Annotated in this window: 18 protein-coding genes; 8 read left to right on the top strand and 10 right to left on the bottom strand. The window is 67.3% G+C overall.

The genetic code is table 11. The features are described from left to right. Positions 1–12 precede the first annotated feature (12 nt). Positions 13–1,290, top strand: coding sequence for a hypothetical protein (locus ACFFRH_RS28685; RefSeq protein ID WP_386160888.1), 1,278 nt, complete (start codon positions 13–15; stop codon positions 1,288–1,290). Positions 1,291–1,756: 466 nt separating this feature from the next. Here ACFFRH_RS28685 and ACFFRH_RS28680 read toward each other — a convergent pair whose 3' ends face one another. Then, positions 1,757–2,446, bottom strand: coding sequence for a winged helix-turn-helix transcriptional regulator (locus ACFFRH_RS28680; RefSeq protein ID WP_386160886.1), 690 nt, complete (start codon positions 2,444–2,446; stop codon positions 1,757–1,759). Between the two features lie 336 nt (positions 2,447–2,782). On the opposite strand from ACFFRH_RS28680, the gene ACFFRH_RS28675 reads away from it, so the two are divergent. The 4 genes from ACFFRH_RS28675 to ACFFRH_RS28660 all read left to right on the top strand — a co-directional run bounded on the left by ACFFRH_RS28675 (position 2,783) and on the right by ACFFRH_RS28660 (position 6,165). Next, positions 2,783–3,937 carry an MFS transporter gene (locus tag ACFFRH_RS28675; protein WP_386160884.1) on the top strand — a complete coding sequence of 385 codons (1,155 nt, stop codon included), beginning with the start codon at positions 2,783–2,785 and terminating at the stop codon, positions 3,935–3,937. A gap of 50 nt (positions 3,938–3,987) precedes the next feature. After that, positions 3,988–4,797, top strand: a complete 810-nt coding sequence (locus ACFFRH_RS28670; protein WP_386160882.1) for an SDR family NAD(P)-dependent oxidoreductase — start codon at positions 3,988–3,990, stop codon at positions 4,795–4,797. A gap of 87 nt (positions 4,798–4,884) precedes the next feature. Continuing rightward, a complete protein-coding gene (locus tag ACFFRH_RS28665; RefSeq protein WP_386160880.1) occupies positions 4,885–5,235 on the top strand; it encodes a VOC family protein in 351 nt (116 codons plus the stop codon). A 471-nt stretch (positions 5,236–5,706) separates the two neighbouring features. Next, positions 5,707–6,165: a helix-turn-helix domain-containing protein gene (locus ACFFRH_RS28660; RefSeq protein WP_386160959.1), complete on the top strand. Its 459-nt coding sequence runs from the start codon at positions 5,707–5,709 to the stop codon at positions 6,163–6,165. On the opposite strand, the gene ACFFRH_RS28655 is transcribed toward ACFFRH_RS28660, so the two are convergent. The 6 genes from ACFFRH_RS28655 to ACFFRH_RS28630 all read right to left on the bottom strand — a co-directional run bounded on the left by ACFFRH_RS28655 (position 6,060) and on the right by ACFFRH_RS28630 (position 11,872). Further along, entirely contained in the window at positions 6,060–7,274 is a 1,215-nt protein-coding gene (locus ACFFRH_RS28655) for a hypothetical protein (protein ID WP_386160878.1), read from the bottom strand. The two genes, ACFFRH_RS28660 and ACFFRH_RS28655, sit on opposite strands and share 106 nt — an antisense overlap. Beyond that, positions 7,271–7,555: a hypothetical protein gene (locus ACFFRH_RS28650; RefSeq protein ID WP_386160876.1), complete on the bottom strand. Its 285-nt coding sequence runs from the start codon at positions 7,553–7,555 to the stop codon at positions 7,271–7,273. The genes ACFFRH_RS28655 and ACFFRH_RS28650 overlap by 4 nt, the downstream gene beginning before the upstream one ends. Further along, the gene (locus ACFFRH_RS28645; protein WP_386160874.1) at positions 7,552–10,206 is read right to left on the bottom strand and encodes an SUMF1/EgtB/PvdO family nonheme iron enzyme; all 2,655 of its coding nucleotides are present in this window, start codon (positions 10,204–10,206) and stop codon (positions 7,552–7,554) included. Before ACFFRH_RS28645 ends, ACFFRH_RS28650 begins: the two co-directional genes overlap by 4 nt. After that, entirely contained in the window at positions 10,203–10,952 is a 750-nt protein-coding gene (locus tag ACFFRH_RS28640; RefSeq protein WP_344747601.1) for a class I SAM-dependent DNA methyltransferase, read from the bottom strand. The genes ACFFRH_RS28645 and ACFFRH_RS28640 overlap by 4 nt, the downstream gene beginning before the upstream one ends. Positions 10,953–11,094: 142 nt before the next feature. After that, positions 11,095–11,379, bottom strand: coding sequence for a hypothetical protein (locus ACFFRH_RS28635; protein WP_344747600.1), 285 nt, complete (start codon positions 11,377–11,379; stop codon positions 11,095–11,097). Between the two features lie 4 nt (positions 11,380–11,383). Next, positions 11,384–11,872, bottom strand: a complete 489-nt coding sequence (locus tag ACFFRH_RS28630; protein WP_386160871.1) for an ATP-binding protein — start codon at positions 11,870–11,872, stop codon at positions 11,384–11,386. A gap of 425 nt (positions 11,873–12,297) precedes the next feature. Between ACFFRH_RS28630 and ACFFRH_RS28625 the strand changes: the two genes are divergently transcribed. Both ACFFRH_RS28625 and ACFFRH_RS28620 read left to right on the top strand, forming a co-directional pair. Next, positions 12,298–13,176, top strand: coding sequence for a helix-turn-helix domain-containing protein (locus ACFFRH_RS28625; protein WP_344747598.1), 879 nt, complete (start codon positions 12,298–12,300; stop codon positions 13,174–13,176). Beyond that, positions 13,148–13,420: a DUF397 domain-containing protein gene (locus ACFFRH_RS28620; RefSeq protein WP_344747597.1), complete on the top strand. Its 273-nt coding sequence runs from the start codon at positions 13,148–13,150 to the stop codon at positions 13,418–13,420. Before ACFFRH_RS28625 ends, ACFFRH_RS28620 begins: the two co-directional genes overlap by 29 nt. 110 nt (positions 13,421–13,530) lie before the next feature. Here ACFFRH_RS28620 and ACFFRH_RS28615 read toward each other — a convergent pair whose 3' ends face one another. Beyond that, on the bottom strand, positions 13,531–14,433 hold the full coding sequence (locus tag ACFFRH_RS28615) for a hypothetical protein (protein ID WP_344747596.1): 903 nt from the start codon (positions 14,431–14,433) through the stop codon (positions 13,531–13,533). A 158-nt stretch (positions 14,434–14,591) separates the two neighbouring features. On the opposite strand from ACFFRH_RS28615, the gene ACFFRH_RS28610 reads away from it, so the two are divergent. Next, complete coding sequence (locus ACFFRH_RS28610; protein ID WP_344747595.1) at positions 14,592–15,356, top strand: group II truncated hemoglobin; 765 nt, start codon at positions 14,592–14,594, stop codon at positions 15,354–15,356. 60 nt (positions 15,357–15,416) lie between these two features. Here ACFFRH_RS28610 and ACFFRH_RS28605 read toward each other — a convergent pair whose 3' ends face one another. Together ACFFRH_RS28605 and ACFFRH_RS28600 are read right to left on the bottom strand one after the other, a co-directional pair. Then, positions 15,417–16,178 (bottom strand): ABC transporter permease, encoded by a 762-nt coding sequence (locus ACFFRH_RS28605; RefSeq protein WP_344747594.1) that lies wholly within the window; start codon positions 16,176–16,178, stop codon positions 15,417–15,419. Positions 16,179–16,187: 9 nt separating this feature from the next. Beyond that, a complete protein-coding gene (locus ACFFRH_RS28600; RefSeq protein WP_344747592.1) occupies positions 16,188–16,985 on the bottom strand; it encodes an ABC transporter ATP-binding protein in 798 nt (265 codons plus the stop codon). Position 16,986: the final 1 nt, after the last annotated feature.

Here is a 16,986-nt window from a genome sequence, read left to right as displayed (position 1 = left end):
ACGGTGCGCCGGGTGCTGCGATGGTCGCGACGGCTGGTCGCCGTCGCGGTCAGTGTCTGCGCGCTGCTGGGCGCGGTACGGCTCGTCGTGCCCGCCACCGCGGGCACGACCGGCGAGCCGCCCGGGGTCCGGCGGCAGCTGACGTTCCTGCGCGCGGCACTCGACGGCGGCGCCGGGGACCAGGCGCAGGGCCTGTTCCCCGAGGGTTACTTCTTCCTGCACGCGCTGTACGGCCTGAGCTGGGTCGAGCTCGGCATGCGCGCACCGGAGGGCGAGCGGTCGGCGGCGTTGCGCGAGGCGTGCTGGGCGCTGGCCCGGCTGGAGTCACCGCCCGGCCGCGCCCCGTTCAGCGCGGACCTCACCCCGCCGTACGGCGTCTTCTACCGGGGCTGGACCAACTGGCTGCGCGGCGGGACGCTCGCCCTGCAACCGCCCGAGCGACGCGACCCGGCCGAGCTGCGCCGGTTCGCCGACGACTCCGCCGCGCTCGCCGAGGCGTTCGCCGCGTCGGAGTCGCCCTACCTGGAGGCTTATCCCGGACAGGCGTGGCCGGTCGACTCGACCGTGGCGATGGCGTCGCTGCGGCTGCACGACACGCTGCTGCCGCCCAGGTTCGCAGGCACCGCCGACCGCTGGCTCCAGGCGGTGCGTCAGCGGCTGGACCCCCGCACCGGCCTGCTCCCGCACCACGCCGACCCCGGCACCGGCGCCCCGGCCGAGGTGGCGAGGGGCAGCTCGCAGAGCCTCGGCCAGCGCTTCCTCGTCGAGATCGACCCGGCCTTCGCCGCCGACCAGTACCGGCGCTTCCGCGACCACTTCGTCGTCTCCCCGCTCGGCCTCGGCCCGGCCGTACGCGAGTATCCCGTCGGCCTGGACGGCCCGGCCGACGTCGACTCCGGCCCCCTCCCGCTCGGCGTGAGCCTCTCGGCGACCGCGGTCACCCTCGGCACCGCCCAGGTCCACGGCGACGCCCCCCTCGCCGAGGCGTTGGCGAACTACGGCGAACTGGCCGGCCTCCCGATCGACACTCCATGGACGAAGAGGTACGCCTTCGGGGTGCTCCCGATCGGTGACGCCTTCCTGGCCTGGGCAAAAACGGCCCGCCCCTGGGTGTCGTCAATCGCTGCCCCGCCCCCGGTGACCATCTCGTGGTGGTGGCGCATGCCGCTGCTGGCGTTGCTGCTCGTCATCGGGGTTGCCCTTTGGGGATCCGCCTTGGTACGGCGCTACCGAGCTCGCCGAGTTCGTCTCAAGGTGACGGACGAGTCGAGCGGGGCGGCAACCGAATGAGACCGGTCCGAAGGACGGAGTAAAACGTCGGTTTGTGTGGGCAGGAACCGGTGGGTCCCGCGATGAGAGGGGCCAGGCCAGATCTTCGGCCGAGGACGACGGCGGGCAGGACGACGGCGAGCCCGGCGCCGATGACCGGGACAAGAAGAACGGCAAGGGTGGCAAGGTCGGTGGCGGGCGTTCTTGCAGGAGCTGAAGTCCGATCCGAGACGGTGCCGCTGGAGCACGTGGTTCCCGACGATCGGCGGGAGGCGGTCATCGACCCCAGCAGTGGGCTGGTCGAGCGCATCCCGTACGAGCTGTGCGGCCCGGCAGCCAGAGGTGGCGGCCGAGCAGGCGCCCCAGCCGGCCAGCAGGAGGGCCGCCCAGCGCCGGTCTCAGGGGCACTCTGGCGGTGCCATGCCGGCGGGCGCGGTAAGGCTGGGCGAGTCCCCCGAACTTCTACGCAGTCACCCGGAGGGGAGATCTACGAGGTGTGGGACCCGGCCACATCTGCATGGCGCTCCTGATCGCCGGAGGGCCACGGGTCGGTGACCGCGTGCAGCAGCCGGTCAATGGCCGACAGGTCTCCTGCGACGGCGATGCTGCCGTCGGCGCACGCGGTTGCGAGTGTGGCTGGCTCGGCCAGCAGGGCGCTGAGCGTCTTGGGCGCTGCGCGGAGCGAGACGGCTGCCGTTGCCGGTTCGCCGGGCCGCACCTGAACCCGTCCGGATGCCAGACGGAGCGTCCACACCCGACCGTCGAGCTCGAGGCGGTAAGTCGTGGGCGGCGCCGCGGGGTCGGGGCGAGCGGCGCGTTGCAGGAAGATCAGCAAGGAGGTGGCGCTGAGCGCGGCCGGCGGCGGGGGTTGCGGGGCGTCGATCCCCCAGTCGCCCAGAGCCAGCACGATCGGTTCCAGCTTCCGGCCCCGCTCGGTCAGTTCGTAGACCCGCTGACCTTCCGCCGGTCGGCGGCGGATCACCCCGTGGTGTTCGAGTTCTTGCAGGCGGTCTGTGAGAACGTTCGAGCTGACGTGGGGCAGAGCATGCCGCAGCTCTGAGAAGCGTTGAGGCGCAAAGAGCAGCTCGCGGACGACCAGCAGGGCCCATCGCTCCCCGACGATGTCCAGGGCTCGGGCAATCCCGCATGAGTCCCGATAACTACGGCTGGTCGGCATGGCCACTCTCCTTACTCCGTCTGATCTAAAATTACCATGAGTTGTTTTTTACAACCTATTTTAGTTGTTTTTAACATCCAACTGTGGTTACTGTTGGCTCGCACGGCCGTACTGGGCACCGGGCGGCCTCGACGCTGACCGTCCGGCGCAGGGAGAGGACAGATCGATGCGGCACTCCCATGACCACGTCGAGACCGCTAGGCCCATCTGGCGATCCTCGGCAGCGCGAGCACGAGGGATTCCTCGAGACACAGCAGGAGGATGCGCATGAAATCGCAACCGGTAGCGCTAAGCCGAGGCAAGACGAACCTCGCTTTGGCCACACTGTTCTTAGGAATGTTCGTGCTGGGCAGCGGCGAACTGCTCGTGGTCGGCTTGCTGAACCTGATCGCCGCCGACCTGCGAGTCTCCATCCCCGCGGCCGGCGTTTTGGTGACCGCTTATGCGTTGGGTCTGGCCATTGGTGGCCCGATCCTGACCGCGCTGACGATCAAGCTGAACAAGCGGATGATCCTGATCACCACGGTCATCCTGGTCACCATCTGCACCCTGGTCCCGGTACTGACCACCAGCTTCGGCCTGTTCGTCGTGGCGCGTACCGCCACCGGAGCGCTGCATGGCCTGTTCGTCGCCGTCGGGTTCGTGCTGGCGATGTCGATCGTCGCGCCGGACCGCGGGGGCCGGGCGATCTCTGTGGTCGTCTCCGGCCTGTTCGTCTCGACCGCTTTGGGCGTGCCGCTGGGCACGCTGGTCGGCCAGGTACTGGGCTGGCGCGGCTCGTTCACCGCAGTCGCCGTGCTCAGCGTGGTCGCACTGGTCGCCACGCTGATGCTGATCCCATCCATGCCCAGCACCGGTGACGGCGCGGGCAGCCAGGCCAAGTACGCGTTCGCACCGCGGGTGCTCGCCGCACTGGTCGTGAACGTCGTGGCATTCGCGGCGGTGTACGCGGCACTCACCTACATCGTGCCGTTCCTGGAGAACGTCACCGGCATCTCCGGCGCGCTGATCGGCTTGTTCCTGCTGGCCTACGGCGTGGCCACCGCAGTGGGCTCGCTCGCCGGCGGCCGCTTCGCCGACCAGAATGCCGCGCGCACCCTGATCGTCGGTTCCATCGGTGTAGCGGCCTGCCTGCTGGTGCTCTACCTGGTCGGCACGATCGCCGTGCTCACGGCGCTGGCGCTGCTGGCTCTCGGCCTGTTCGCCATGGGCATGGTGCCCTCGATGCAGTACCGCGTGGTGAGCTTGGCCGGCCCGGGTGGACAACTGGCCTCCTCGCTGCCCGCCTCCGCCGCCAACGTAGGCATCGCGCTGGGCTCGTACGCCGGCGGCGTGGCGATCGGCACCTTCACCGCCTCCTCGACAGTGATCACCGGTCTGATCATCGCGGTGATCTCCATCCCGGTCGCCTGGGCCTCCAGCTTCCTGAAGCCGCCGGTCATCGCGGACGCGACAGAGCCCGCGACCGAGTCCGCAGCGGCGACGGTGTGACCACCCGAGCCCGCGTCATCATCCGGAAGAACCAATCACCTGGAGAACACATGAGTGGATTGCTGCTTGAGAACAAGAACGCTGTGATCTATGGAGGCGGGGGCGCTATCGGCGGCGCCATCGCACGGGTATTCGCCCGCGAAGGCGCGAGGGTCTTCATCGCCGGGCGGACGCAGGAAAGGCTCGACGCCGTGGCGCGTGACATCGCCGCCACCGGCGCAACGGTCGAGACCGCGTACGTTGACGTTCTCGACCAACAGGCGGTCGGCAAGCACGCCGATGCGATCGCGGCGACGGCCGGCAGCATCGACATCGCCCTCAACGCCGTGAGCGTCATGCACGACCAGGGAACATTGCTGGCGGACCTGTCGCTGGAGGAGTTTATGCGGCCGATCGATGGCTTTCTGCGGACGCTGTTCATCACCAGCAAGGCTGTGGCACGGCACATGGGTCACACGCGCCCCGGCGTCATCCTGACCTTGTCCGAGCCGGGCGCCAAGCTGGCCGTAGGCGGCATCTTGGGGCACGGCGTGAGCGCGGCCGGCAAGGAGGCGTTCTCCCGGCTGCTGGCCGCGGAGCTGGCACCCAGCAACATCCGGGTCATCAACATCCGCCCACACGCTGTCGTCGACGCTCCGGCAGCGGGTTCCTACACCCAGGACCTCTTCAAAGCATCCGCTGCAGCGGCTGGACAATCGGTCCAGGAGTTCCTCGAAGGGGGGATGGCGCAGGGGACGCTCCTCAAAAGGCTGCCCACGCTCTCTGAGATAGCGGAGACGGCCGCGTTCATGGCCTCCGATCGCGCTGGAGCCATGACCGGAACGATCGCCAACCTGTCCGCCGGCGCACTCGTCGACTGAGTTTCGGTTTCGAGAAGGGTGAGGCAGCGGAACCCGAGTTCCAGAGCCTCCTCGTGCTCTAGTGATCACACAATGAGGAGATTCGACATGACGACGCTGAAGCCCGGCAGCATGCTGCTCGGTACGACCCGTCCCGCCGAGCTGCGGGCCTGGTACATCAAGGCGCTGGCGCCGGAGTTCACCGGCGAGGGCGCGATCGACCTGGGCGGCTTCCTGCTGGTCATCGACGAGCGCGACGACGTCGAGGCGAAGAACAACGAACCAGGTCGCACGATCATCAACTTCCACGTCGACGACTTCGACACCGTGGAGACCCGGCTGAATGCGGCCGGCGTGGAGTGGATCTCGGTCGAGGACCGGGCGAAGGGCAAGTTCGGCACCTTCGCCGACCCCGACGGGAACTACCTGCAGATCATCGAGTGGAAGAAAGACGCCTGAGACCAGGCGTCCTCACGTGCCCGGCCGGCGCCTCTTGCCTGCCGGGCACGGGGCCGGCCTTACCGGCAGGCCCAGCGGCGAGGCGATCACCCCGCCAGGGAGCATGAACGATCGATTTCGCCCCACCCGCCAACGGCGATAACCCCGGCCGGATGCCCTCCCCGATTCCGGTAGCAAAACTATGGAGCAAAACCGGGATGTAGCAGAAGACGAACCGTTGCCCTTATTGCTACACAACGGTTCAGTCACCCCCCCGCATTGAGGCCCGGTGCACGAGATCGTCATCGACAACGACGACCCGCACACCCGGGAAGATCTCATCGGCCTGGCCCGCGTCTCCACCGACGCCCAAGAACTCGCCCGCCAGATCTACACACTCACCGCTGCCGGATGCGCCAAGATCTTCCTTACATCGTGCTCGACACCAGCGACGACATGGTCGGCGAGCTCATCTTCACCGTGTTCGCGGCTATCGCCAAGTTCCAGCGCCAGCAGATCGTCAAAGGCATCCGCGAAGGCTTCGACGCCGCCCGCGCCCGCGGGTGCGTCGGCGGCCGCCCCCGGTCCCTCACCCCCGAGCAGATCGACGACGCACGCATCCTCCTGGCCGCTGGTAAGGCTCAGATATCCGTCGCCAAGGGACTCGGCGTCTCCCGGTGGACGCCGCGCCGCGCACTGGAGAACAGTCCAGGGCCGGCCCTCGCTGAGCCGTCACACGTAGAGATCACCGATTACCAAGAGCTACTTTGGGGCTCATCGCAGGACCCGAGCGGCGGGCCAGCCAGGATGTCCTTACGGACCTGCTCTGACAAACCGCGTTCTCCTTACGCGGTGAAGCGACGGCGTAGTGCTCGGAGGGCGACGCGTGCGGAGCGGGTGCGTAGGAGCAGGGCCGTCAGGATGATGAAGGCCGCGCCGACGGAGGCGTAGAACCAGGGGTCGTCCGGCTCCACGACCTGGAGCAGTGCGAGCGCGATTCCGGCCGGGACGGTGATGAGCGTGAACACCACCACCGCGCTGTTGACGTGGCGGGTCTCGTCTTCGCGGGTGAGCCGGTTGGCGTCGCTGATCTCGGTCAGGATCTGCTCGAAGCGTTCACGGAGGCCGTGCTGGCGTTGGTAGGCGGTCAAGAGGCGGTTCGGGATGCCATGGCTGGTGAGGTGCTGGGCCCACAGGCGGCGCCGGAAGGAGCCGACCTCCCGTTCCAACTCGGCCATCGCCTCCGTGCGTGGGGAGTCGAGCGCGGCCACACTGTGTTCCTCAAGGTGTCTTAGCCCCTGGTTCTGGAGCAGGCCGAGCATGAGAGCGTCCAGATAGATGGAGCGCACGTATAACTCCCCGTACCCGAAGAACCGATCCTCGGCCCCGTCATCGGTACGGACGCCGATCACGCCCATGCCGTCGCGCAGGACGGCGGCGTGCCAGTCGACGGAGAGTCTGATGATCTCGCTGTCGGCCGGTTCGAGGTTCTGAGGGTCGGGTGGATAGTCCGTCAGGGTGGTACGCGAGGCCAGGGCCCACAGCCACTGGTGTGTCGCGGGCCAGCGCCAGTATCTGGGCTGGCGATAGAGGCGGGGAAGCCCTCTGCCTCCAGGGGTCACGAAGCAGACCGTGAAGGGGCGTCCGGGCTCGATCTTCGCCTGACCCTCGACGAGGGACTGCGGGTCGAAGCCGACGGGCGGCGCGTCCCGGCGACCGGCCAGGCCACGCAGCAGCGACAGGGGTGCCTCTCGCCTGGGCCGCAGGTGAATGGCGACCAGCCCGCAGGCGTCCGGCTCGTCGGATGCCCGCAGCGCCTCGACACCCAGGACCTCGACGTCGCCGACGACGCGGTGAACGGGGTCGTGCCAGCGGCGGGGGCGATCGTCCCGCCCGTACAGGACGCGGGTGGCCTTGTCGCTGTAGTACTCGCCGCGTGCCTCGGCGGTGGAGCGCATCTGCCGATGCTGGAGGACCAGCGGCCCGGGTGCCCACTCGGGTGTGGAGGGGAACCGGGCCTCGTAGACGGCGACAACGACTTGTCTCGCCAGCCGGGTCACCGGTAGTAGTCCTCGATGTCCGGGAGATCGAGCCGGATGACGTAGCGCGCACGTTCCGAATTGTCGGGGTCGACCATGAACCTCACCCGCTCGCCGGTCCGGATCGTACGGAACCCCTCGGTCACGATGTCGGAGTACATGAAGGAGTGGCGCGTCTCGGTCTCGATGTCGCGGACCACGTACGTGCCCTGCCGGCCATCGTGTCCGCTGCCCAGTGGCATGCGGTCGACGATGTGACCGAACCGCTGGCCACTCGCCGTCACCGTCTCCTCGATGCTCATCCGAGCTCCTCGACACATCGGAAACCGACCGCGTTGCTGCACCCCCGGCGCCGGGACAGCCCCTTGGAGGAGACCTGCAACGCCCGGTACGGATTGTCGTAGGAGCCGCCGCAGATGACCACCTCGTTGAGGTTCTCCAGCACCGTGCCGGTGATCTCCCAGACGTTCCCGGCCATCTCCCGCACCCCGAACGGCGACACGTTCGCCGGATGCGCGTCGACCGGTCCCGGCATGGCCTGGCTGAGCCGCCCCCGGTCGAGTTCCTCGCGCCATGCCTCGTACGTGATCAGAGGCCGTCCGCTCCACGAGTCGGCGCAGTTGACGATGTCCAGGTCGATGTCGTCACCCCAGGGGAACAGCCGCCCGTCGCCACCCCGCGCGGCGGCCTCCCACTCCAGGGAGGTCGGCAGGCGCTTGCCCTCGAAGCGGGCGAAGGCGTGGGCGCTCCAGTAGTTGACGCAGATCGCCGGATGGTTCTCGTACGCCGGGTCGGTGAAGTACTCCTGCACCTTGAGGCGTTCCTGCCACGGCTCGTGGGAGAACTCCGGAGGCTTGTCCGGGTGGTCCCACTGCTGCGAACCATGTTCCCGTACGGCTTCCAGGAAGCGGTTGTAGCGGCCGACCGTGACGGGGAAGCGGTCGAAGCGCACCGGCCGCTCGACGCGCCGGAGCATCAGGTGGTGACTCGGTCCGACGAGGTACGCGCCCGCGGGCAGGACGCAGTCGTCGGCCGGAGCCCGCGGCGCCTGGCGAGAACGCCGGTAGAGGAACTCCCGGACCTGCTCGGTCAGGCGCGGCTCTGCCTCGATGGCCGATTCCCGGCCGGCCGGGTCACGCAGGTGTTCGGCCGCCAGCAGCTCCTGGTAGGCCGAGTGCGCGAACGCGATCCCGGACGAGTCGACGGGCCGGAAGAACTCCTTCAACCGGAAGGCGTCATAGGTCAGCCGCCCTCCCTCGAAGAGCGAGATGCCCAGCTCGTTGACGAGCTCGACGAACGTGAACGTCGTACGGCCACGCAGGAAGGCCGAACCGAAGTACGCGACGATCGACGGCAGGGCATCCGTGAGACCGGCCGAGGCCGCCACCCGCGTCATGTGCCGCCAGGCGAGATCGACAAGGTGCGGGCGATCGTCGCCGCCGTCGAGTTCCAGCTCGCGTGCCAGACGGAGTTCGAGGGGCGTCCCGGCGTCCGTGGCGTCCTGGAGCCGCAGCGCCGAGAAGCGGGGCACGCGCAGCGGGTTGACGCCCTGCGCGTGGAGTTGCTGGACGAGCTTCTCCGACACCAGCGCGGTGCCGTCCAGCAGCCGTCGCACCTGCGGGGAGTCCTCAAGGAAGGAGACCCGCGAGCTCGTGACCACCGCCGACTCTGCCGACAGCACCTGGGCGAGCTCGGTGAACAGCTCCAGGAAGCCCTCCTGGGTCATCGACGGCACCGCCTCGTCGATGCCGTCCAGCGCGCACGCCACCGACCCCGACCGCGCGAAGTAGTGGAAGACGTCGAAGACGTACGAGTTCTCGACGGCCATGTACGGTGCGAGCGTGCGTGTGACGAACTCCCGGAACTCCTCGTCGCGGCCCTTGAGGCTCATGTCGAAGTAGAAGCGGTAGCGGCGCCGGCTCGCCGTCGCCGACCCGGCTACCAACTGCTTGAGCAGCGTCGACTTGCCGCTTCCCGAACGGCCGACGATGAGCAGGTTCCCTCCGGAGGAGGCGACCTCGTCCAGCAGCTGGTCGGCGGCACCGACCCGGGAGATCCGCTGCTCGCCGGTACGTTCGTCCGTGGTGAGCAGATCACCGGATATCGTCAGGCCCGCCGGGTCGAGCAGCTCAGGGTAGGCGCCGAAGACGTCCGCCAGATGCCGGTCCAGATCGACGAAGGCGTCCATGAAGCGGTCGTAGGTGACGATCCGGTAGTCCTCCCCGAGCGGACTCGAAACCACGGGGACGCCGTCCTCCTCCAGGATCAGGAACCGGGTGAGCTTGGGCAGCTGGGTCTGCAACAGCTCCCCGCCGGTTGCCTCCAACACCGCGGCCACGTCCTCGACGTTCTTGCTGAGCAGCAACTCGACGTACTCGCTGCGCAGCCCTCGCTCGCGAAAGAAGAGCTGGTAGACGGTGTTGCGCGACAGCTCGAAGCGCTTGACCGGCTTGTAGTCGAGAGTCAGGTAGAGCCCGGCGAGAAACTCCGCCTTGAGCGCCACCTCGGGGGAGAGCTTGGGCACGTCCCCGGTGAGGATGCCGCTGCCGGTGCTGCCGAACCAGGCCAGCACGTCCAGCAACCGGCGTACGGCCGTCAGCCCGTCCTCGTCGGCGATCTCGTAGCCGTCGTGGGTGGACCGGTTGCGCAGGCGCTGAATGTCGCGAAGCGAGTCGAGGACGCTGCTGCTGCGGATGTGCGGTTGAGCTCCCTTGATCAGCTCGCTCAGAGCCTTACCGCCCGGGTCACCGGGGACGTTGTGGTGCCGCCAGAGCTGTTTGAGGATCCGCTCGGTGATCTTCCCGACCAACGCGATCGCGTTCTCGGGATATCCGTCGCCGAGTGACTTGATCGGCCGCTCGAAGTCCAGGCCGAGGTGACGGGCGACGCGGGAGTGGTCGTCCAACTCGTTGCGGAGCTGGTAGAGACGGCTGTCGAGCTCCACGCTGCTCACGCTTTCACCCCAAATACGAAGGCGAACCGGTCGAGGCACTGTAACTCGGGGCCCGGATGCCTGCTCCGGATTTCCTCGATGCCCTTTTCCAACTCTGCATCATCGAAGCTGGAAAGCAGTGACATGTAGCGGTTTCGGACCATTTGCAGATAACGCTCGGTGCTGAAAGTGAGCGGGAACTCGTCGTAGGTGAGCTCGGCGTCGAGACCGCTGCCGCTCATCGCGTCGGCGATGCCGACAGGATCGGGCTGGCGCTCGCGAAACAGCCTCAGCGCCGCGTCGAACAGCGGGTAATCGATGCTCGTCGGCAACATGACCACGAGCATGCGTCCACCCGGCCGCAGGAGACGAGCCAGCCCGTCGAGGACCCGTGGCGGATCGGCGACGTGGTGGATCACCTCCTTGAGCAGGATCGCGTCGTAGCCGTCGTGCGGAGGTCGTACGCGCTGCTCCGCGAGCTCCTCGGCCCCGGCGCGCAGCGGGACCAGACGCTCATGGGCAGGAAGCTGGTCGAGCATCGCGGGGGAGGGATCGGCGCAGACCACCACCTCGGCGTGTTCTGCGAGCTCCCGCGCGTACAGGCCGGTCCCGCCCCCGACATCCAGTACCCGATGCTCCAGGGTGATCCGAAGCCGGTCGAGAATGTTTCCGGTCATCCATTGAATGAATTCCGGACTGTATGCCCAGTTCTCGTCATATTTGTCAGCGAGGCGATCGTAGTGAGCCCGCGTGACATCGCTCCGCACGAGACATTCCCTCCAAGCCGAGACACCAGGGCAAGCCAAGGGTCCAACGGACGGTGAGGTGGGTCAAGGTTGGGTCGAAGGTGGGATTGGTCATGCTCTTTTGGAGGGGTATGGACTTGATAAGAGTGAATTCAGCAGTGGATTACCGTACGAGGCCATGCAGCAGGGCGATCCACATCGCATCCGCCTCCCGGGCCTGCCAGCGGTCACTCTCGTCGATCGCGTGATGCCGTCGCGTGCGACGGATGAACCTCAGCCCGCCCGCCTGGCACAGCTCGTAGAAGAGGGCGTCGCAGTCGCAGGTCCACCTGACGACCCGAGCCTGTCCGTCCCCGCGCGGAGGGCTCCAGGTCAGCGTCTCGCAGTGGGAGCGAGCGGGGAGGACATGCGGGCCGAGGCAGCGGGGCGGGTATTCCCAGCGGACCACGGGGTCACCGTCCGTCCAACTGGAACCAGACCACGCGCCCGGCCAGGGTCTCGTACCAACCCCAGGCCGAGGATAGCTCCTGCACCAGCCAGAGCCCGCGCCCTCCACCGCTGTCGGGCCCTACTCCTGCGCAGAGGCGAGGCCGTTGCCCGATCGATCCGGCGTCGACGACATCGACATGGAGCGTTCCAAGATGGTTGGCGACGGCGATGATGACCCGGCCGTCCGGGCGTCGGCCGGAGTCGGAGTGGCGGATCGCGTTGGTGACGAGTTCGGTGACGAGCAGCAGCGCGTCGTCGGTGTGCGGGTGGTCGATCCCTTTCAGCAGGTCACGGACGTAGCGACGGGCCCGAGGAACGGCCGCGACCTGCGCAGGCACCTCGGCCTGGCCGAGTAGCCCCAGCGCCCTCACCTCGTCCCCCGCGTGATCCGCTCGCAGGCCACCCGTGTCCTGGTCCGGCGCTTTCGCCCGTGCCTTCGATCCCAGGTGCATGCCGAGACGCGACCCTGCTGCGCGGTTACGGACCTCCGCTCTCCGGGCGACAGGAAGATCTCCATGCTCGCCGGTCCGCTAGGAGACAGCCGCACCACGGAGTCGACGCCCAACTCATGCAACTCCCAGGCCAGCTCCACCAGCTGCCCGCCCCACCCCTGAAGATCACGCACTCTCATCTCTCCGCCACCCCTTTTCGGTTTTGAAGGCGTTCGACCGGAAGTTGATGGTTGCTCTCCATGAGCAGTCCATCACTCTGCGTGTTTAGTTTGCATGGCCATGGTTCCTTAAGCAACAAGAATCGAAATGAACATCGTGCATGTTGATGAACGAAGATCACTTCGGCAGACTGCGGTAGGTCGGTTACGGAGAGGAGTGGAATGGGTGCTCAGCGGAGTCCGTCGGTTCGGAGGCGTCGCCTCGCAGTGGAGTTGCAACGCCTCCGTAAGGAGGCGGGGCTGACGCGAGACCAGGCAGCAGAGCACGCAGGATGCTCGCCTGTCACCATCACGCGGATTGAATCGGCTACCAGCGCAGCCACGGTCGCGCTGGTGGCAATGATGCTCGATCTTTACGGGGTCGCCGGTGATCGCAGAGAAGCGCTCATGCAACTCGCCCGTGACGCGCGCAAGCGCGGGTGGTGGCACAAGGTGTCCGAGGCGATTCCCGAGTGGGTCCAGAGCTACGTTGGCCTCGAAGAGGAGGCGGCGACCCTCCAGGAATACCAGTCGGAGTTTGTGCCTGGATTGCTCCAAACTGAGGACTATGCGCGAGCCGTCATGAGGTCAGCACCCGTGTTACCGCCAGACGAAGAATTGGAACGACGGCTCTCGATCCGGATGCAGCGACAGGAACGAGTGCTGGAGCGTCCTGATCCGCCCATGATGTGGTGCATCCTCAATGAGGCGGTCATACGTCGGCCGGTCGGAGGAGCCCAGAGCATGCGGGATCAGCTTCGCAGGCTGATCAAGCTCTCCGAAACAAACTACGTCACGATCCAGGTTCTACCGTTCGCCGCCGGTGTTCATCCCGCGATGGATGGCGGATTCACTCTCCTCAATTTCCCCAAACTGTCCGATCCGGACACCGTGTACATTGAATATTGGCAGGGAAGTGTCTATTTAGAGGATTCGCGAGAAGTAGACGCATACGTCCTGCTCTTCAATCATCTGCGTGCACGAGCCCTCGGGCCGGACCAGACCCGCAACTTGATCGCGCAGGCTATCCGAGACATGCAAGCGGACGGAGAGGCGTACCCTGATGGATCTTTCCCACGTGATCTGGCGCAAGGCGAGCTTGAGTAACGCCAACGGCGGCCAGTGCGTCGAGGTCGGCGTCTGGCGCAAGAGCGCTCTCAGCGGCACCCGTGTTGAAGGCGCGCTCACCGATAACGCCCAGGTCGCCCTCGAACACACGGTAGACGCCGAACGCCTTTTCCTGGTTCGAGACTCCAAGGACCCTTACGGCCCAGTGCTTTCCTTCACCCCCGCCGAGTGGGACTCCCTTCTCGTGAGCATAAAGGAGGGCTATCTCGCGGACCTGGCTTGAGGACTCGGAGGGCCGCACTCTTGTTCTCGCAATGAGACTAATTCAGCGCGACGAAACCGGTCCAGAGACCGGAGTGGAACCGTCCGCGCCGCGAACCCCGCCGAAGACCGTTAGCCGAGGTCGAAGGCGACGTCGGTGAGGTTGACCGTCCGCACCTCCGGGTCGTCGAGCAGCTTGCGCAGGTCGGCGAGTTTCCAGCTGTCGATGACGAGCCCGTACACGACGCCCTCCTTGGCCGTCCCGGTGAGCGAAGCGTGGCTCAGCTCGAACTCCTCGAGGTCGTCCCCGTCGTCGAGCAGTCCGACCCATCTGCGGAACTCCGCCAGCGCCGCCTCGGGCTCGGTCTCGCACCGGTAGGTGAGGTCCTCCCAGGGCTCCTTGGTCAGGCCGCGGTTCCAGACGACCGCGCTCAGCGGGGGATCGTAGCTGGAGTCGTCGTAGTAGTACGGGGAGTAGATGTAGGAGACGTCCCATCCTCCGCAGAATTCGTGTCTCCGGTTGAAGGCGACGAGCTGCTCGGTGGTCATCGGGTGCGTGAACTCCAGGACCGCGACGGCCCGGAGCGTCTGGGGGAGAGCGTCGACGGTCTTCCTGGCCTCCTCCGTCACTGCCCTGTCGACGCCGAGTTCCCAGTCCACCGAGTCGATCGTGTCGGCGAGGCTGCCGGACGGTCCGTCGAAGGAGGAGGCCCGGACGGCGCCGAACAGGTCCTCCGTGATCTCGTACTCCTTCCGGTCCTCGCTGGGACCGGCCCGGCGTGGCTCGCCCCGCAGCGTGTAGGTCGTCCCCAGCAGTCCCCCGCCGTCGCTGTAACCGTAGGTCAGGCGCTTGTCCGGATTCACGACCCGGGCCGCGGTGCCGTACACCAGAGCCGTCCGCTCGTCGTCGAAGCCGACGAACAGCCACAGGACTCGCTCGGCCACGTTGAGGGCGAGGAACAGCGCCGCGGCGACGACCAGGACCTTGAGAAGGGACTTGGCCGCATACGCCCAGTCGGGCTCCCTCGTGTTCATCACCACGTGCTCCTGCGACCTAGATCAAATCGGGTACGGCGCACCATAGCCATCCGGAACCGGCTCTGTGGGGTGGAGCGAGTAATCGACCCTTCCGATCGTGATCGTCGGTCCATATGATGATTACATAATTACTTGATCACGCGAAGGTGGAGACGGTGATCGTCGAGTACATCCGTTACCGCGTCCCCCGGCCCGAGGAGTTCGAGGCCGCCTATCGCCGGGCGGTGGTGCCGTTGGGCAGGGCGCCCCAGTGCCTGGACTACGAGCTGTCGAGATGTGCCGACGAGCCGGGCGTCTACATCCTGCGTATCGTCTGGACCTCGGCGAAGGGGCACCTGGAGGGCTTCCGGGGCAGCGAGCACTTCACGGAGTTCTTCGCCGAGATAAAGCCGTACGTCGCGGACATCGAGGAGATGCGGCACTACGAAGCGGTGGTCAGAAAGACCGAGCCGGTGGCCGGGAAGCCCGAGCCGACGCTGTTCGACTGGGCGGGCGGCGCGGCGGCGTTCGAGCGGCTCACCGAGACGTTCTACGGTCACGTGCGCGAGGACGAGGTGATCGGCCCGCTGTTCGCGCACATGGATCCGGGCCATCCGCGGTACGTCGCGCTGTGGCTGGCGGAGGTGTTCGGCGGCCCCGACCGCTACACCCGCGAGCGCGGGGGATACGCGCACATGCTCTCCCAGCATCTCGGCAGGCACCTCACCGAGCGGCAGCGCCGCAGGTGGGTGAGCCTGCTGATGGACGCGGCCGACGAGGTGGGGCTCCCCGCCGATCCCGAGTTCCGGGCCGCCTTCGCCGGCTACATCGAGTGGGGCACCCGCCTCGCGGTACAGAACTCCCAGCCGGGCGCCACCCCGCCGCTCCAGGCGCCGGTCCCGCGCTGGGGGTGGGGAGTCGCCCCGCCGTACCGGCCGTGACCCCGGTGTGGTGTCGCGAGTGGACTCCACGTCGGTGCCTCGCGGTGGGAGACGGCCACCTCAGGAGATCTTGCGGCGGTAGGTGTTCATCGCGAAGACGTACGCGACAACCAGGATGCCGACACACCAGGCGAGGGCGACCCAGATGTCGGTGCCGACCGGCTGCTGGGAGTACAGGTCGCGGATGGCGTTGACGATGGAGGTCACCGGCTGGTGTTCGGCGAAGGCGCGCACCGGGCCGGGCATGGTGTCGGTGGGCACGAACGCCGAGCTGATGAACGGCAGGAAGATGAGCGGGTAGGAGAACGCGCTCGCGCCCTCCATGGTCTGCGCGGTGAGGCCGGGGATGACGGCGAGCCACGTCAACGCCAGGGTGAACAGCGTCAGGATGCCGGCGACCGCGAGCCAGGCCAGCACTCCCGCCCCCGAGCGGAAGCCCATGAGCAGGGCGGCGAGCACGACGACCACGAGCGAGATCAGGTTGGCGACCAGCGAGGTCAGCACGTGCGCCCACAGCACGGACGACCGCGCGATCGGCATGGACTGGAACCGTTCGAAGATGCCGCTCTTCATGTCCGTGAAGAGCCGGAACGCGGTGTAGGCGATGCCCGAGGCGACCGTGATGAGCAGGATGCCGGGGAGCAGGTAGTTCACGTACGACTCCGACCCCGTGTTGATCGCGCCGCCGAACACGTAGACGAACAGCAGCAGCATGGCGATCGGCGTGATCGCGGTCGTGATGATGGTGTCCACGCTGCGCGTGACGTGGCGCAGGGACCGCCCCAGCAGGGTCGCGGTGTCACCGAGGAAATGCTTGTTCATCGTCGTTCCTTACGCGTCTGTGCCGGGGGTGTGGTCCTTGCCGTTGTCGCCGACGAGCGTGAGGAAGACGTCCTCAAGGGTCGGCTGCTTCTCGACGTACTCGACCGTGGCGGGCGGGAGCAGTCGTTTGAGCTCGGTGAGGGTGCCGTCCACGATGATCCGGCCCTCGTGGAGGATCGCGATCCGGTCGGCGAGCTGTTCGGCCTCGTCCAGGTACTGCGTGGTGAGCAGCACCGTCGTCCCCTGGGCGGCGAGCTCCCTGACGGCCTGCCACACCTCGATGCGCGCCTGGGGGTCGAGCCCGGTCGTCGGCTCGTCGAGGAAGACGACCGGTGGGTTCCCGATGAGGCTCATCGCGATGTCGAGGCGGCGGCGCATGCCACCCGAGTACGTCGACGCCCTCCGCGCGCCCGCGTCGGTGAGCGAGAAACGGGCGAGCAGGTCGTCGGCGATCCTGCCCGGATCCTTGAGGTGCCGTAACCGGGCGACGAGCACGAGGTTCTCCCGCCCGCTGAGGATCTCGTCGACGGCCGCGAACTGCCCGGTGAGGCTGATGGACTCGCGTACGTCCGCGGCCTGCGTCGCGACGTCGAAACCGTTGACGCCGGCCGTCCCCGCGTCGGCCCTGAGCAGCGTGGACAGGATTCTCACGACCGTGGTCTTGCCCGCGCCGTTCGAGCCGAGCAGGGCGAAGATGCTGCCTCGCGCCACCTCGAAGTCCACGCCGCGCAGCACCCGCAGCTCCTTGTACGACTTCTCCAGGCCCCGCACGTGGATCGCGGGCCGCTGAAGCCGATCGACCGTCATC

Origin of the sequence: Streptosporangium vulgare (genome assembly GCF_042428775.1) — a bacterium.
GTDB classification, from domain to species: domain Bacteria; phylum Actinomycetota; class Actinomycetes; order Streptosporangiales; family Streptosporangiaceae; genus Streptosporangium; species Streptosporangium vulgare.
Note: the sequence above shows the minus strand (reverse complement) of the source record. Positions and strands in the feature narration are given on the sequence as shown.

Bases quoted from the DNA above. Each gene is read 5' to 3' on its own strand.
- ACFFRH_RS28630 (WP_386160871.1), bottom strand. From the start codon at position 11,872: ATGCACCTGGGATCGAAGGCACGGGCGAAAGCGCCGGACCAGGACACG.
- ACFFRH_RS28615 (WP_344747596.1), bottom strand. From the start codon at position 14,433: ATGAACACGAGGGAGCCCGACTGGGCGTATGCGGCCAAGTCCCTTCTC.
- ACFFRH_RS28675 (WP_386160884.1), top strand. From the start codon at position 2,783: ATGTTCGTGCTGGGCAGCGGCGAACTGCTCGTGGTCGGCTTGCTGAAC.
- ACFFRH_RS28680 (WP_386160886.1), bottom strand. From the start codon at position 2,446: ATGCCGACCAGCCGTAGTTATCGGGACTCATGCGGGATTGCCCGAGCC.
- ACFFRH_RS28665 (WP_386160880.1), top strand. From the start codon at position 4,885: ATGACGACGCTGAAGCCCGGCAGCATGCTGCTCGGTACGACCCGTCCC.
- ACFFRH_RS28650 (WP_386160876.1), bottom strand. From the start codon at position 7,555: ATGAGCATCGAGGAGACGGTGACGGCGAGTGGCCAGCGGTTCGGTCAC.
- ACFFRH_RS28605 (WP_344747594.1), bottom strand. From the start codon at position 16,178: ATGAACAAGCATTTCCTCGGTGACACCGCGACCCTGCTGGGGCGGTCC.
- ACFFRH_RS28670 (WP_386160882.1), top strand. From the start codon at position 3,988: ATGAGTGGATTGCTGCTTGAGAACAAGAACGCTGTGATCTATGGAGGC.
- ACFFRH_RS28600 (WP_344747592.1), bottom strand. From the start codon at position 16,985: ATGACGGTCGATCGGCTTCAGCGGCCCGCGATCCACGTGCGGGGCCTG.